General features: G+C 44.4%; 13 protein-coding genes. 10 read left to right on the forward strand and 3 right to left on the reverse strand.

Going from position 1 to position 15,810, the window contains the following annotated elements; genetic code table 11:
* Positions 1 to 91 precede the first annotated feature (91 nt).
* The 5 genes from thyA to MHI14_RS13070 all read left to right on the forward strand — a co-directional run bounded on the left by thyA (position 92) and on the right by MHI14_RS13070 (position 6,718).
* Entirely contained in the window at positions 92 to 886 is a 795-nt protein-coding gene (gene thyA, locus MHI14_RS13050; RefSeq protein ID WP_340962884.1) for a thymidylate synthase, read from the forward strand.
* A gap of 50 nt (positions 887 to 936) precedes the next feature.
* Positions 937 to 1,425, forward strand: a complete 489-nt coding sequence (locus MHI14_RS13055; RefSeq protein WP_338587227.1) for a dihydrofolate reductase — start codon at positions 937 to 939, stop codon at positions 1,423 to 1,425.
* A 617-nt stretch (positions 1,426 to 2,042) separates the two neighbouring features.
* Positions 2,043 to 3,530: a glutamate synthase subunit beta gene (locus MHI14_RS13060; protein WP_289389509.1), complete on the forward strand. Its 1,488-nt coding sequence runs from the start codon at positions 2,043 to 2,045 to the stop codon at positions 3,528 to 3,530.
* 231 nt (positions 3,531 to 3,761) lie between these two features.
* Positions 3,762 to 4,253 carry a ferric iron uptake transcriptional regulator gene (gene fur / locus MHI14_RS13065; RefSeq protein ID WP_036613667.1) on the forward strand — a complete coding sequence of 164 codons (492 nt, stop codon included), beginning with the start codon at positions 3,762 to 3,764 and terminating at the stop codon, positions 4,251 to 4,253.
* A gap of 125 nt (positions 4,254 to 4,378) precedes the next feature.
* A complete protein-coding gene (locus tag MHI14_RS13070; protein WP_341130443.1) occupies positions 4,379 to 6,718 on the forward strand; it encodes a type IA DNA topoisomerase in 2,340 nt (779 codons plus the stop codon).
* A 28-nt stretch (positions 6,719 to 6,746) separates the two neighbouring features.
* On the opposite strand, the gene MHI14_RS13075 is transcribed toward MHI14_RS13070, so the two are convergent.
* Together MHI14_RS13075 and MHI14_RS13080 are read right to left on the reverse strand one after the other, a co-directional pair.
* On the reverse strand, positions 6,747 to 7,511 hold the full coding sequence (locus MHI14_RS13075) for an HAD family hydrolase (protein ID WP_036613669.1): 765 nt from the start codon (positions 7,509 to 7,511) through the stop codon (positions 6,747 to 6,749).
* 49 nt (positions 7,512 to 7,560) lie between these two features.
* Positions 7,561 to 8,481 carry an ArsR/SmtB family transcription factor gene (locus MHI14_RS13080; protein WP_341130444.1) on the reverse strand — a complete coding sequence of 307 codons (921 nt, stop codon included), beginning with the start codon at positions 8,479 to 8,481 and terminating at the stop codon, positions 7,561 to 7,563.
* A gap of 391 nt (positions 8,482 to 8,872) precedes the next feature.
* On the opposite strand from MHI14_RS13080, the gene MHI14_RS13085 reads away from it, so the two are divergent.
* From MHI14_RS13085 to MHI14_RS13105, 5 genes are all read left to right on the forward strand, one after another.
* Positions 8,873 to 10,063 (forward strand): MFS transporter, encoded by a 1,191-nt coding sequence (locus MHI14_RS13085; protein ID WP_341130445.1) that lies wholly within the window; start codon positions 8,873 to 8,875, stop codon positions 10,061 to 10,063.
* Positions 10,064 to 10,146: 83 nt separating this feature from the next.
* Positions 10,147 to 10,872 carry a phosphonate ABC transporter ATP-binding protein gene (locus MHI14_RS13090; protein WP_036613671.1) on the forward strand — a complete coding sequence of 242 codons (726 nt, stop codon included), beginning with the start codon at positions 10,147 to 10,149 and terminating at the stop codon, positions 10,870 to 10,872.
* Between the two features lie 16 nt (positions 10,873 to 10,888).
* Positions 10,889 to 12,214 carry a hypothetical protein gene (locus MHI14_RS13095; protein ID WP_133385183.1) on the forward strand — a complete coding sequence of 442 codons (1,326 nt, stop codon included), beginning with the start codon at positions 10,889 to 10,891 and terminating at the stop codon, positions 12,212 to 12,214.
* Positions 12,207 to 12,905: a response regulator transcription factor gene (locus tag MHI14_RS13100; RefSeq protein ID WP_017688086.1), complete on the forward strand. Its 699-nt coding sequence runs from the start codon at positions 12,207 to 12,209 to the stop codon at positions 12,903 to 12,905. The genes MHI14_RS13095 and MHI14_RS13100 overlap by 8 nt, the downstream gene beginning before the upstream one ends.
* Positions 12,902 to 14,401 (forward strand): sensor histidine kinase, encoded by a 1,500-nt coding sequence (locus MHI14_RS13105; protein ID WP_341130446.1) that lies wholly within the window; start codon positions 12,902 to 12,904, stop codon positions 14,399 to 14,401. Before MHI14_RS13100 ends, MHI14_RS13105 begins: the two co-directional genes overlap by 4 nt.
* 114 nt (positions 14,402 to 14,515) lie before the next feature.
* Here MHI14_RS13105 and MHI14_RS13110 read toward each other — a convergent pair whose 3' ends face one another.
* Positions 14,516 to 15,742, reverse strand: coding sequence for a glucose-1-phosphate adenylyltransferase (locus tag MHI14_RS13110; protein ID WP_091029400.1), 1,227 nt, complete (start codon positions 15,740 to 15,742; stop codon positions 14,516 to 14,518).
* Between the last annotated feature and the right edge of the window lie 68 nt (positions 15,743 to 15,810).

Here is a 15,810-nt window from a genome sequence, read left to right on the forward strand (position 1 = left end):
AATCAAAAAAATCTGGGGATAACAGCGATCGGAAGGTTGTTCTGTCATCGGAGTGGTAAGTGTAAATATTCTTTAGTGAGGGGATATCAACATGAAAAACTATCTCGATTTATTACAGGATATTCTGAACAACGGCGTGCATAAAGGAGACCGTACAGGAACAGGAACACAATCTGTATTTGGCAGACAGCTTCGTTATGATCTGTCCGAAGGGTTTCCGCTGGTAACAACCAAACGAATTCATCTCAAATCGGTTATTCATGAACTGTTGTGGTTTTTGAGTGGCGATACCAATATATCTTATCTGAAAGAAAACGGTGTGAAGATCTGGGACGACTGGGCGGACGAAAATGGAGATCTTGGACCGGTATATGGCTCGCAGTGGCGCACATGGGAAGCACCAAACGGAGAAAAAATTGATCAGATCGCCGCAGTGATTGATTCGATCAAAAATAATCCGGATTCACGTCGTCACCTTGTCAGCGCATGGAATGTGGCTGAGATTAATAATATGAAGCTTCCACCTTGTCATTTTGCGTTTCAGTTTTACGTTGCAGAGGGTAAATTATCATGTATGCTTACGATGCGTTCCGTGGATACGTTCCTCGGGTTACCGTTTAACATCGCGAGTTATGCGCTCTTAACTCATATGATCGCTCAGCAATGTAATCTTGAGGTGGGTGACTTCATTTGGTCTGGAGGGGATGTTCACATCTACTCTAACCATGTTGATCAGGTTAAAACTCAGCTGGAGCGTGAACCTTATGCTTTACCTAAGCTGGTAATCAAGCGTAAGCCGGATTCTATTTTTGATTATAAGTTTGAAGATTTTGAGTTTGAGAACTACCAGCATCATCCGGGCATTAAAGCTCCAATTGCAGTCTAATTATGTGTTCAATCTCGATAAGAGACTTGGATTGAAGGAGTGTATTACCCTTGAGTATTGAATTGGTATGGGCAATGGGGGAGAACGGTGTGATCGGATTAAACAATTCGATTCCATGGCGTTTACCCAAGGATATGGCCTTTTTCAAACAACGTACGTTAAATAAAACGATTATCATGGGACGTAATACGTGGGAATCCTTTGGTGGTAAGCCCCTTCCTCAGCGCCGTAATATTGTGGTGACTAGAGATCTGAACTACAAGGTGGAACAGGCTGAAATCGTACATACGATTGAAGAGGGTCTGAGTGTAACCAAAGGTGAGGAACTGTGTGTAATTGGGGGTTCCCAAGTGTATCGTGAGTTCTTGCCACTTGCAGATCGTCTAGTAGTGACCAAAATTCATGAGAATTTTGAGGGAGATACGTTTTTCCCCGAAGTGGATTGGTCCGAATGGCAACTGATTGAACAGATTGAAGGCGAACAGGATGAAAAAAATGTTCATGCGTATACATTCGAATTTTATGAACGTAAACGGTAAATATGGCATAAGAAATTCCTGACTTCGGTCGTATTTGTATGATAAGAGACGCTGATTGCGAAATATTCGTGAACAGCGTCTTTTTTTATATAAAAAAAATGAGTCACTTGTTTAGATTGGAATACATATAACATAAATATAACATTAGTAATTGGTATTTATGTATAATATACATGTGGGCAAGCATTAAACAGTAAAAAAGTGTAAAAGTTTTGAGGTTTTAACGTTGTGAAGCCCTAAAACAAGTCTGATATTCGGAATTAAGAACGATTTATAGCAGAATATGTTGGATTTCATGACAAATTATCTAACATTTACTTAACGTTTCGACCTTTTATTTCTTTAACACACACCAGATTTCGCAGTTCAAAACCACATTTAACACCAAAATAAGGGTATTGACCATGGGTAGACTTGAAAGATATGATGTATAAAATACAAATAATTATGCGGATAATCCATTTAATATTCAGTACAGTAAATGCTACTATAATTGAAATATCTTCGAGAAGATTTTGTGATACAATAGACAAAAACTCAAGTAATGAGTAATCCATTTCATATAGAACCATGCACATGAAGGGATTAAGACAAGAACGGATGGGGGAAAACGTAAGATGTCTACACCTACTGGATTTATGGAATACAAACGTCAACTGCCAGCAGATCGTGAGCCAGCGGAGCGGATTAAGGATTGGGAAGAGTTTCATAAACATATGGCTGAAGAAGAGCTCAGAACACAAGGTGCACGATGCATGGATTGTGGTACCCCGTATTGCCATACAGGTATAGATATGATTGGCGGCACGTCAGGTTGCCCCGTGCATAACCTGATTCCAGAATGGAATAATCTTGTATATCGCGGACTGTGGAGAGAAGCACTTGAGCGCCTTCACAAAACGAATAATTTCCCAGAGTTTACAGGTCGCGTCTGTCCAGCTCCTTGCGAAGGATCTTGTACAGTTGGCTTAATCGGTCAGCCTGTAACCATCAAAACGATTGAAGAAGCAATTATTGAAAAAGGTTTCGAAGAAGGATGGGTAGTTCCCCAACCTCCTGAAAAACGTACGGGTAAACGTGTAGCTGTGGTAGGTTCAGGTCCAGCGGGATTGGCTACTGCGGCTCAGTTGAATAAAGCAGGCCACTTGGTAACCGTATATGAGCGTTCGGACCGTGTCGGTGGATTGTTGATGTACGGTATCCCAACGATGAAATTGGATAAAAAGGTAGTTCAACGTCGTGTTGATCTGCTTGAAGCAGAAGGCGTTCAATTCATCACGAATACCGAGATCGGTAAGGATATTGCAGCACAACAACTCGTAGATGATTATGATGCTGTTGTATTGTGTGGTGGTGCAACGAAGCCGCGTGAATTCAATATTGAAGGCAGCGACTTGAAAGGCGTTCATTACGCCATGGATTTCCTGAATGGTAGCATTAAGAGTTATCTGGATTCCAATCTGGAAGATGGTCAATATCTGTCCGCTAAGGATAAAGATATTATCGTCATTGGTGGTGGTGATACAGGATCTGACTGTGTAGCTACATCGCTGCGTCATGGTTGTCGCACGATTACTCAATTCGGTACGCATACACAAGCGCCTATGGAACGTGATCGCATTAACAACCCTTGGCCGCAATTCCCGAACGTATACACACTTGATTATGCGCAAGAGGAAGCCAAAGCGTTGTTTGGTCAAGATCCGCGTGAGTTCTCCATCATGACAACAAAATTTGTCGGAGACGATGAGGGGAACCTCAAAGAATTGCATACCGTACAGATCGAGCGTATTGTGGATGAGACCGGTCGCAAGATTTATCAGCCGATTCCAGGTACAGAGCGTGTATTCCCGGCTCAGATGGCAATGATTGCCATTGGTTTTGATGGACCGGAACAAACGTTGGTAGAGCAACTGGGACTTGCAACAGATCGTCGCACAAATGTTAAGGCACGTTACGGCAAATACAACACCAATGTGGATAAAGTATTTGCAGCAGGTGACATGCGTCGTGGTCAAAGCTTGGTTGTATGGGCAATTAATGAAGGCCGTGAGGCTGCTCGTGAAGTGGACAAATACTTGATGGGTGCTTCGGTTCTGGTGTAAAAGTATAGAACAAGATATAAACGACAACCTTCGCGATCAGCGAGGGTTGTTTGCTGTTATTTTAACCAATTTGACTACATATTTCATGTAAGTGTGAGCAATATCATTGCTTTTTAAGTGATAAAGATTTATTATTATATTATAATAATTATAAATAAGGATTAACTGAAACCATGAATCCGTACGATAAAAGTAAATTTCAATGAATATAAATCGGAGGTGCGACCTGCTATGGCAAGTAACCGGGACAAGTCCATTTCAGAACAGATCTTTCACATTAAAAATCAATTGGTTGAAAAAGGATATAAGTTAACACAACAACGGGAAGTTACTGTACGTGTATTACTTGAACATGAAAAGGATCATTTTAGCGCAGAGGAAGTATTTCTCCTGGTTAAGGAGCAGTTCCCTGAGATTGGATTGGCTACCGTATACCGTACTCTCGAACTGCTGAGTGACCTTCAGGTCGTTGAAAAAATTAACTTTGGTGACGGCGCTGCGCGCTTTGATCTGCGAAGTACAGACGGTTCCCATCACCACCATCATTTGATCTGTACAGAATGTGGTAAAGTGGAAGAGATTATGGAAGATGGGCTGCTTCGTTTGGAACAACAAATCGAGCGTCAGTATGGCTTTGCTGTTACGGATCATCGTCTGGATTTCCAGGGTGTATGCAAAGAGTGCAGACAAAAACATGTATTAAAGGAACAGGCAGCAGGATAATTCATTTCGGGAAGGTGCTCCCGAATCCAAAATCTGATATAATGAGTTTCAGAAGCAAGGGGCTTCCGTCGGCGGAATGCCCCTTTTTGCCGTCATGCGGACGGTGAAGGAGGAGAGATGGACGGATGAAGACACTGGTTATAGCGGAAAAACCCGACATGGGTCGAACCATTGCCGCCGTCATAGAACCAAAGGCCAAGAACAATCGCACGTATCTGGAGGGTGAGCATTACATCATCACTTGGGCGATAGGGCATTTGCTTGGACTGGCTGAACCGGATGCCTATGATACAAAGTACAAGCGCTGGAATATAGCGGACCTGCCGATCATACCCGATCAGTTCAAGATTGTACCCAATCCGAGGACTAAAGATCAGCTCAAAATGATTGGAGAACTAGCAAAACGGGCTTCAGCGATCGTTAATGCTTGCGATGCAGGGAGAGAAGGTCAGTACATCTTCGCCCTCATACAACAGCAATTGAAGCTGCGTCAGCCTGTAAAGCGATTATGGATATCGGATTTGACGGCAGAGAGCATTAGACGTGGTTTTGATGGTCTGAAGGATGCCTCTGAATTTGAAAATTTGACCCATGCTGCTCGCGCCAGAAGTGAAGCTGATTGGCTGATCGGTATGAATGCCTCGCGGGCGTTTACAACCCGCCATAATGCATTGTTGTCCGTAGGTCGTGTGCAGACGCCGGTACTCGCGCTAATCTACGATCGGGAAATAGAGATTGAAGCGTTCCAGTCACAGACCTTTTATGAAGTAGCCGCCTGGTTTCGGCAGGAAGGTGTCGAGTACCGGGGACTGCGTCAGGGAGATAAGTTGACCGATGCGGAGGCAGCAGAGGCCATTGCAGCCAGTGTGAAGGGCAAGACAGGGCAGATTACCAAATACGAAGCAAAGCAGACGAAGGAGTATCCGTATCGTTTGTATGACCTGACCCTTTTACAGCGTGAAGCCAATGCCAAGTTCGGATATGGTGCCAAAAAAACACTGGATATTGCACAGGCCTTGTATGAAAAACACAAGGTGATTTCGTATCCGCGGACAAACTCTAATTATGTTACTGAACAGAATATTGAAGGTATGCACAAAACACTAAACCTGCTTAAAAATGGTAACTATAGTGAGCTTGCGCAAGGGGCCAAGCCAGAGCTTGTTCATAAGAATAATAAAGGGGTATGTAACCCGAGCAGGGTTGAGGATCACCACGCGATCCTACCTACTTTGAAGCGACCAGGTACTTTATCCAAGGATGAGCAGAACATCTATGATTTGATTGTAAGACGTTTCTTGTCTCACTTTTATCCTCCGGCGGAGTATAAGCAACATACCGTGCTCACCGAAGTGGAGAAACATCAGTTTAAGACATCTGTCAAAGAACTGCTGTCCCTCGGATGGAAAGTGGTTCTCGGTTCTGGAGATCAGGAACAGGGCGGTGCAGGTAAGAAGAAGACTAAGAAAAACGGCAATGAGGAAGAGGAAGCTGAAGAGTGGACGGACAAGGCTTTTGCTGTACAACCCGACTTGCCTGTTCAATGTACGAAGAGTGAGTTTAAGGAGAAGGCGACCCAGCCTCCCAAAAGTTATACCGAGGGAACATTGCTGAAAGCGATGGAGAGTGCAGGCAAGCAGATCGAGAATGAAGAGCTGCGAGATGCGATGAAAGATAGTGGTCTGGGTACTCCGGCTACACGTGCGGCTACAATTGAACGCCTCAAAAACGTGGGTTACATTACGCTGCAAGGGAAGAAAATGCAGTTAACGCTCAAAGGCAGAACAGCTATTGAGTTGATTCGCCGTGCGGGTGTAGATCTGTTAACTTCACCTGAGATGACCGGGCAATGGGAAAGAAGGTTATATCAGATTTCCAAAGGTGAGGCGGGTCAGGACAAGTTCATGGAGAACGTCAAGAAATTCACCTTGTCCATCATTGAGAAAGTGCGTGTACAAGCTCCTGCTCCAGCAGATGCTTTTGGAGAAGATTCACGGGCAGGCAGGGGGAAAGGTAAAGGAGCAAGAACCCAGGCCGGCAATACAAGGACATCTGCCAAGACAGCTAGTGGCGGTTCGACTGTAAAAACGTCCCATCAGACTTCGGCATCTTCATCGAGAGCCGGCAGTGGGAAAAGTGCGACCACCAAGGCGCCGTCTTCTAGTGCGAGTCCATCGGGAGTGAGAGAGATACTGGCACCTTGTCCTTCTCCCGGCTGCACGGGTCAGATTATAGAGGGCAAGAAGGGTTATGGATGCTCACGTTTCAAGGAAGGCTGTTCGTTTGTAGTTTGGAAAGAGTATGCGGGCAAAAAAATCACCAGTACGATGTTAAAATCGCTGATTGAGAAGGGTAGTACCCAGGTACTGTCGTTCAAACGAAAAGACGGGAGTACAGTGAAGGCACGTATTATTTTGCAAGATGTGGTAACAGGCAAGTTATCTGGTGAGAAACAGGATGCTTGATGTTAGTCATCATAAAGTAAAAGGACCCTTATCCAAGGGTCCTTTTTTGTTGCTGCTGTTGTATATTTTCGTGTATGACTTTTGGTACCTCTTCCAGTGCAGTGATGGTATACATCGATGTTTCCGGATTAGGTTGAAGTTCTACGATGTTGTATTGCCATTCATTTGGTTGTTTGATATATATGCTGTGAATTCCGGCTTTTACCGCGGGCATAATGTCTGTCCGCAGTGAGTTACCGATCATCCACGTTGCACGACGATCAAACGGACCATTAGACAGAATGCCTTCCAGTGCCTCAACGTTTTTGTGTTGTCGGATATAGATCCGATCATCAAAATAAGCCGAGAGTTTCATCTGATCAATCTTGCGCTGCTGAATCACGGTTTCGCCGCCGGTATATAAGTAGAGGGAATGTCCAGCACCTTTGAGGTTCTCAAGCGTTTCAACCATATGAGGGTAGGGTTCAACCTCCTGGTCGTACACACTCATACCCAACTTGCTCAGATAAGACTCTTCTCTGGGAGAGGTTAATCTGGCGAACTTGCCGGAGAAATAACGATAGGTATCAATCAGGGATTGCGGGAAATGATGACTTGCAAAACCAAGCTTGTTTACTCCGGTTACATCGATCTCCAGCTGTTTTTCCCGAATCTCTTGTGTTGTCAGAGAATGTCCATCAAACCACTCTTGCATATTCTCAAAGAATTCTCCCAAAATCAGGTTGAAGTACTTGTTGCAATATACAAGTGTATCATCAAGGTCAAACAAAATATGTTGTTTCATTATTTTCATGATCTAACTCACTCCTTGTAGCCAGTAACTCCACAATGGTTCAACTAAATTAAATGCGAATGTAGGATTCCAAGAACATATTCAATTCAGATACGCCATCCGGCCGAATACTGTATTTCTCTTTGCGGTTACTTCCGAGCAGATGGGTCCGTAGCAGACCTGCGATGCGTAGCGCCATAACCTGGTCTTTGACCGTGTCTTCGTCTTTACCCAATTCTTCACACATCTCAGCGAGGGATTTGGGTTCATCCGATACGTAACGAAGCAGGCGAAGTCTTTCGGGATCAGCCAATGCATGGGTAAAACGTAAAAGGCATGTTGGCGGCTGGTCTTCGTTCTCTTCAGGTGCATCTACGGGATACTGCATAATCATCATCCCCTCATAGAAGCAGTACATATTAATAGGGCGATTGTGCACCGTTGGAAACAGGATGACTTCATTCAATCCAGGCATTGGTTCAACAAGAACTCCTGCTGTAGCATATTCAATAAGCAGTTCAGGGCCCATTTTATCAAGCAAAATGCGTTTTTCTTCGGCATCTTCTTCCAGCCACACACGCTGATCTTCGCTCATATTCTGACAGTAGTGTTCATCCCATAGTCGCAATAATGGGACATAACTGTTCCGAATGCGCGTAGATTCTTCTATTGTAAGAGCGGGCAGAAGAGGAGACACACGTGCAAACAGGTCTTCCGCTGTCATTCCGGCAAGCATGTCCAGAAATTCACGATTTTCCTGCGTATCATTTTGATACGCAGCCCATGCAAACAGGACATCAAAATCATCAAAAGGCCAAGTGGCAGCAGGCGCGAGCGCAGCTCGTACATTGGAACTTAGTTTGCCTTCCACTTCCAGAATCCATTCAGGACCAATATCCAGATGCTGAATCCATTTTTTCGTAACATAAACCAGAAAGCTGTTGAGCATTTCATATATCGGTGAAACATCAATTTTAACATGATAAGCCATATTGTTGCAGAATCCTCCCGTCACATCTAAATGTACGCAGCGACTTAAGTACGATTAGTGCGTGTTCAAAAAGTCTGGTTTTCAGTACCAAGAAGATGGAATGAAGATAGAAATGGAGTAGCGGAGCGTAGGAAAACTACGTGAGCAACGGACATTTCGGCTGAATTTCATCTTCGAAGCTGATGATGCCACTAGGCATGATTCGTAATCAAAAGTGAACTTTTTGAACAACCTCTATTATGGCTTGTTTTGCAGGGCGTTGTCCACTATAATGTTCAAGTCCGGGGCAAAGCCCTGATTCAAGAATAGCAGTTTAAAACCATATGTATACCATACAAAAGTCGTCAGCGATGGCGATTTTTCTTTGTGTGTTCGCAGGAGGAATGAATTCGTGTCATCGATTACTCGCCCCAAACTATCACACTCGACAGCCAATTATCTGATTTTGATTACGGTTATTGTGGTAGCTGGAATTAGTCAGGGCCTTTTGCTGCCTGTGCTTTCGATTTTTTTGGAGCAAAAAGGGGTTTCACCAGGTTTAAACGGATTAAACGCTGCTGCATTGTACATTGGCTCTTTTGCCATGACTCTAGTTGCGGAACGACTATTAGGAGCACTCGGCTTCAAAAAACTGATTGTGGGTGGCCTGATATTGGTCATGGTCCCTTTAATACTATTTCCGTATTTACCAGATATTAAAATATGGTTCATATTGCGCCTGATCGTTGGAATAGGAGACAGCGCACTGCATTATGCGGCTCAGCTCTGGGTGCTGCTTGTTACGGCACCTGAAAAACGTGGTCGCTACATATCGTTATATGGCATGTCCTACGGTCTGGGATTCAGCATTGGTCCACTAGGAATCAAGCTGCTTGGCTTCGGTGATGCTGTCCCTTTCTGGGTATTGTTCGTATGTATGGCAGCAGTACTTATACTGGTATTAATGAAGCTTCCGAATACGAAGCCGGAAAAAGCAGAGCATGGCCAGCTCCCTGAACGGCGCTTCCGTCGTAGTCTGGCATGGGCTTGGTACGCACTGTTACCTGCTCTTTTGTACGGATATATGGAGGCCGGTATGAATAGTAACTTCCCCGTGTATGGCCTGCGTATTGGGTTCGACACCGATCAGATTTCGTCGTTGCTTCCCTTTATCGGGATTGGAGGTTTGTTCCTTCAATTGCCTCTGGGGATGTTGAGTGACCGATACGGGCGTAAAAAGATATTGATGTCTGCGGGCATAAGCGGGGGAATCATCTTCATGCTGGTTCCAGTCGCAGGTACGCATTTCTGGTGGACGCTTGTATTGTTAACGATCGCTGGTGGCCTGGTCGGCTCCTTTTTCTCATTGGGCCTTGCCTACGCCGCAGACATTTTGCCTAAAGTGTTGCTGCCTGCAGCCAATGTTGTGGCATCCTTTCATTTCACGATTGGAAGTATTATTGGACCGAATCTGGGAGGTCAGATGATCAATTGGATTTCACCCGGAAGCATGTTCACCTTGCTCGGAATCATGTACCTTCTTTTCGGCTTGGCAGGTATATTATTTCGTCGTAAACCTGAGTTCGAATCTGTGTTAAAATAGAAGCTGGTGTTCGCATGGAAATTGATGTCCATTTCCGAGTACACTAGTGGTAGGGAAAAACATGGACAAGAGGAGACATCGCGATGATCAGAGTAGAGAACTTGAGTAAATCCGTTGGCGTGGACCGCGTTCCCGTTCTACGGGATATTCGATTTGATATGCAACAAGGTGAGATGATAGCTGTAGTTGGTTCAAGTGGTAGCGGAAAAAGCATGCTGCTCAAATGTCTGGCTATGATGGAGAAATGGGATTCCGGCCGGTTTACGGTGGATGGCGCCGAGATTTTGAAAGAAGGCTGGTCCGGAAAACGGAAAATTAAACGGGAATGGGCTTACTTGGAACAGAATCCAGAATTATTTCCCAGACGTACGGCTCTTAAAAATGTATTAATCGGACGATCGGGTCAGACTCCCGTATGGAGAATGGTAACCGGTATGGTACGTTCCGATGATTATATGGGTGCTATGGATTATCTCGAAGGATTGGGATTACTTGATAAAGCACATCAAATAGCAGAGAAGCTCAGTGGTGGCGAGAAGCAGCGTGTTGCCATTGCAAGAGCACTTGCTCATGGTGCCAAAGTTGTTTTGGCCGATGAACCAGTGATTGGTCTTGACCCTCACACAGCAGATTCGGTGCTCGAAACGCTGCGCAAATTATGTGAAGAAGAACGTGCAACAGTCATTGCAGTACTGCCTATTGAACTTGCTGAGAAACATGCCACACGGATCTGGGGATTGGCAGAAGGCAAGATTGCTTTTGATATTCGTGGACGAAGACTGACACAGCAAGAAAAAAACCAGATTTAAACTATTGAAAAGAGTGATGAGATTGTTTAATTCACGGTGGGGACGCTTTGTAGCAGCAGGAACTATGGCAATTATGCTTGGTTCTGTTCTAAGCGGATGTACAGTCATAAGTGACCCCAAGGGTTTGATGAGAAAACCAATGATGTCCACCGATAAGGAGAAACTGTACAACGTGGTTCAGGTTAAATTGCCGCCAGAGAGTACATTGATTCGTCCCAAGGATATGAATAATACCAGCATGATTCGGGTGGAAGACCTGAACGGGGATGGAACTCGGGAAGCGATTGTTTTTTATGAGACACCAAATGAGAATGTGCGAATCCATGGCATGATTTTGGAAGAGCAGGGAGGCACATGGGTTAAAAAGCTTACATTTGATGTGCCGGGAAATGAGCTGCAATCCTTTAAAGTATTGGATATTACGAATGACGGAAATCCGGATATTATTCTTGGTGTAAGTCTGCAGGAGCAGAAGGCCCTGACTGCATATTCCTACAAGGGCGGGGCACTGGAGCAGGTCTTGGGTGGAGTTCCGTATAATCAATATATCATTGATGATGCGCAGGGGAACACGCTGGATTTGAGCGGAGATGGTAAGAGTGATTTTGTTATCATTTCGCTGAACAACAGCGGTTTTGCAACGATTGCGTTATACCAGTACGAAGATGGCAGCTTCAAGGAAGTTGATCGGGTGCAGACCGATTATACCGTTAAAGAAGTTTATAATGCTCTGGGCGGAGAGATCGCGGAAGGACAGATGGGCATTGTACTGGATGCCGAGCTGGATGATCGGAGTTCCTTCTCGCAAATTATGTATGTTAAAGATAACAAGTTAGTCAATGCTTTCAAATCACCGGATCAAACGTATAGAGATGACAAAATTTTAAGCGGTGATGTTGATAATGATGGTATTATTGAGTTTGGACTTAAAGAGACTCCGAAAGGCTGGGAGCATTACGTATTTGACTCTCGGTTGTGGTTCTACACCTATTATCAGTGGGATGGCAAAGACAGCAAGAAATTTGTCTCATTCCAATTCCGGGATGATGCTGATTTATTTCATCTAAATCTCAAACCAGAGTGGTACGGTAAGATCACTATTGACACCAAATCGGAAAAGGAAAAATATATTCGATTTAAAATGATTGATACGGACGAAACCGTGGCAGAGATCAAATATTTCACCCTTTCCAAGTGGGAACAGGAGAAGGGTAAAAGCTGGAAGGAAATTACGCGTACCAAAGATCGGGTTATTGCTTCACGAGTAGCACAATCAGAGGCGGGTAAAGATGCACTGAGCAATACTTCCCAGCTGAATAGAAAGGGAGAACTTAATGAGTAAAGTACTTATTCTTGAGGATGAAGAATCCATCCGCAGTTTTATAGTAATTAATTTAAAGAGAAACGGATTCGAAGTGCTTGAAGCGGGTGACGGTCATGAAGCGCTTCGCATACTGCAAACGGTACCGGATATTGATCTGGCTCTGCTGGATGTCATGGTACCTGGTATTGATGGATTCGAGGTGTGTCGACGGATCCGTGAGACCAATGAACGCTTGGGTATCATCTTTTTAACCGCAAAAGTGCAGGAACAGGACAAAGTGTATGCACTTTCCGTTGGTGCAGATGATCATGTAAGCAAGCCTTTCAGCCCTACAGAGTTGATTGCACGTATTCAGTCTTTATTACGCCGTGTGAACGTGCATCGGGAAACCGCGGCAAAGGTTACGTTCCAGTCTGGTCCATTTTCACTGGATCTGATCTCGAAGCAATTCAAGAAACAGAATGAAGCCATTGAATTGACTCCAACGGAGTTTTCCTTGATTCAGTTTTTCCTGGAAAAAGAAAATACACCGCTCAGCCGCGATGTGTTGTTAGATCATGTATGGGGAAAAGAGTACATGGGTGATCCCAAAATTGTGGATGTCAACATTCGTCGTCTGCGTCAAAAAATTGAGAACAATCCTTCCGAGCCCGAATACCTGCAGACAGTATGGGGTCACGGGTACAAATGGAAGGGCCGGGAGCAATGATTAAAAAAGGCATTACTCGGCAGATCGTACTACATTATTTCTTTGTAGTTTTTCTCGCTCTGCTGTTGGTCGAATTCGTATTTATGTTGGCAGTTCAAAGGTATTATTATGAAAGTATCTACAATACGATTAGTACCCACATTTCTAATTCAAAGGACTTTTTCGAGCCGATCGCTCGTGAGAATACTACGGAGGATGGCAATAATCTGTCCAGATTGATTGTGAATTTGGCCTTATCCAACACTGAATTGGAAATTTTGGATCTGAACGGGCGCGTATTGGCGAGTTCAACTGCTTTTGAATCCGACCGTGCTGTGCTGCAAACCAGTGATATTATGCAGGCTCTGAATGGGGATATGGGACGCTGGATTGGAAGACAACCAGGTACTGGAGAATCCGTCATGGCCGTTTCACACAAGTTTGATCTGGGCGGCGAAAATACTTATGTTATTCGTTATCTGACTTCACTCGAAGATGTAAATTCAAAGCTGTTGAATATGGGACTACTCGCCGCTGCGGTCGGTGTTGGCGTGCTTGCTATAGTGTTAATCATCAGCATTGGTATGGCAAATTCCATTGTACGTCCAATTAACAACATCACCGCAGTATCTGCCCAAATGGCCAGAGGACGGCTGGATGTCAGGGTTAAGGGGAATTATAAGCACGAACTGGGTGAATTGGCATCAACACTTAACTTCATGGCACATGAGATTGTGCGCAGTAATCAGATCAAAGATGATTTTATCTCTTCGATCTCACATGAGTTAAGAACACCTCTGACCAGCATTAAGGGCTGGAGCGAGACACTGGACTCAGGTGGTTATGATCCGGAAGAGACCCGTATCGGGATGGGCATCATTTCTAAGGAGACCGAACGACTGATTGGACTTGTTGAAGAGATGCTGGATTTCTCCAAATTGCAGCAGAATCAGATGAAGCTGGTCAAAGGAACGGTCAACATTCGTGAAATTGTACAGGAAACGATGTTGAATGTCTGGGCCAAAGCGGAACAAAAACAGGTCCATCTCAAGTTGGAAACGGACGAAACTCGTGCTTATAATGTCCATGGAGACGGCAACAGATTGAAACAAGTCTTCTTAAACATTGTTGATAATGCGATCAAATTTTCACATGAGAATTCCTGGATCTTCTTGTCTGTCAAAGAGGAGAATGGTCAGATCATTGCAGCAGTTCAGGACACCGGTATCGGAATTAGTGAAGAACACCTAATCAAAGTACGGGACCGTTTCTTCCAGGTAAATCATCAAAATGGGGGAACCGGATTGGGTCTTGCGATTACGCAAGAACTGGTAGAACTGCACGAGGGGACGATCACGATGCAGAGTGAACTTGGATCTGGTACAACCGTTACGGTTACATTACCGGCTGTGTCTGAGGAGATGGGTACAGAAGAATCTGAAACCGCGTCTGTTGATGCTGAATTCACAGATGAGCGAACAGCAAGCGATACAAAATCGCATATAGAAAAGTCTTAAGATTTTAAAAGATAAGAGACTTTTCTACCTGACGATCGAGCATGTACGCTTTATAACATCCATATCAACAGAAAAAAAGGTGAGCCATCCAAGGCTCACCTTTTTTGCATATTATTATGAAGAAAGTTCACCAGTGCGCAGGCGCCCACTTTTTTCATATACTTCTTTCAACATACGAACAGGTTGCGTACGGACAGCCGGTTTGGCAGAGATGATCTCGTTAGGTCCAACGACCACAATTTCATCCGCCGTACCTTTAACGATTGCACCGTCCTTGATTATTGCACCTTCACCAATGATGGCGCGTTCGATGTGAACCCCACGGCCTATGCGTGCGTTAGGCATAACGACACTGTCTTTAACCTCAGAGCCTTTACCTACTTCTGCACCGCAGAAGATAACGGAACGTTCTGAACGACCTTCGATTGCACAAGAGTCGTGAATCATGGAAGTAACATGTTCGATCTTTGTATGTCTTGCTTTGTAAGCACTTGGCTTGGAGCGCCAGTCGCGAGTAAACATCGGCCAGTTTTCTTTTTGCAGACTCCAGTCTTCCTCGTTGTGTAACAGATCCATATGTGCATCCCAAAGGCTCTTAACCGTACCTACGTCTTTCCAATAACCATTAAAGTTATAGACAAAGAGGGGATTATTTTCGTTCAACATTTGAGGAATAACATCTTTACCGAAGTCATGGCTGGATTCAGGGTTAGCGGCATCTTCCAAGAGATGGCGTTTCAGATAATCCCATTTGAACATGTAGATGCCCATTGAAGCCAGATTACTTTTTGGTTCAGCCGGTTTCTCGGCAAACTCGGTTACACGCAAATCCGCATCAGCAGCCATAATCCCAAAGCGATGTGCTTCATCCCATGGAACTTCCATAACTGAAATCGTTGCTGCGGCGTTATTAGCCTGATGAGCCTCCAACATATCACGATAATTCATATGATAAATATGGTCACCCGACAAAATTAGAACATTTTCGGGGTTTTGTTGGTCAATATAGTCGATATTTTTATAAATAGCATCCGCGGTTCCCAAGTATTCGTCATTTCCTGTATGATAAGATGGAAGCAAGGAGATTCCTGCCTCACTTGAGTTGCCATGTCCCCATGGTTCTCCTCCACCGATATGATCGTGTAACGATTCCGCTTGGTACTGCGTCAATACTCCTACAGTATCGATCCCTGAGTTTACGCAGTTACTGAGAGGAAAATCGATGATCCGGTAGTGCCCGCCAAACGGTACAGCGGGTTTTGCGATACTTGAGGTTAAAGGGGCTAATCGCTTCCCTTCTCCTCCCGCCAACAGCATAGCGATGCAATCTTTATTAAACATAATCGTTTCCCTCCCAAAATATTGTGCATTGTAGTACATCATTAACGCAAAGTAGAGCAAATGAAACG

This window comes from Paenibacillus sp. FSL K6-2393 (assembly GCF_038002545.1).
In the GTDB taxonomy this organism is placed as follows: Bacteria; Bacillota; Bacilli; order Paenibacillales; family Paenibacillaceae; genus Paenibacillus.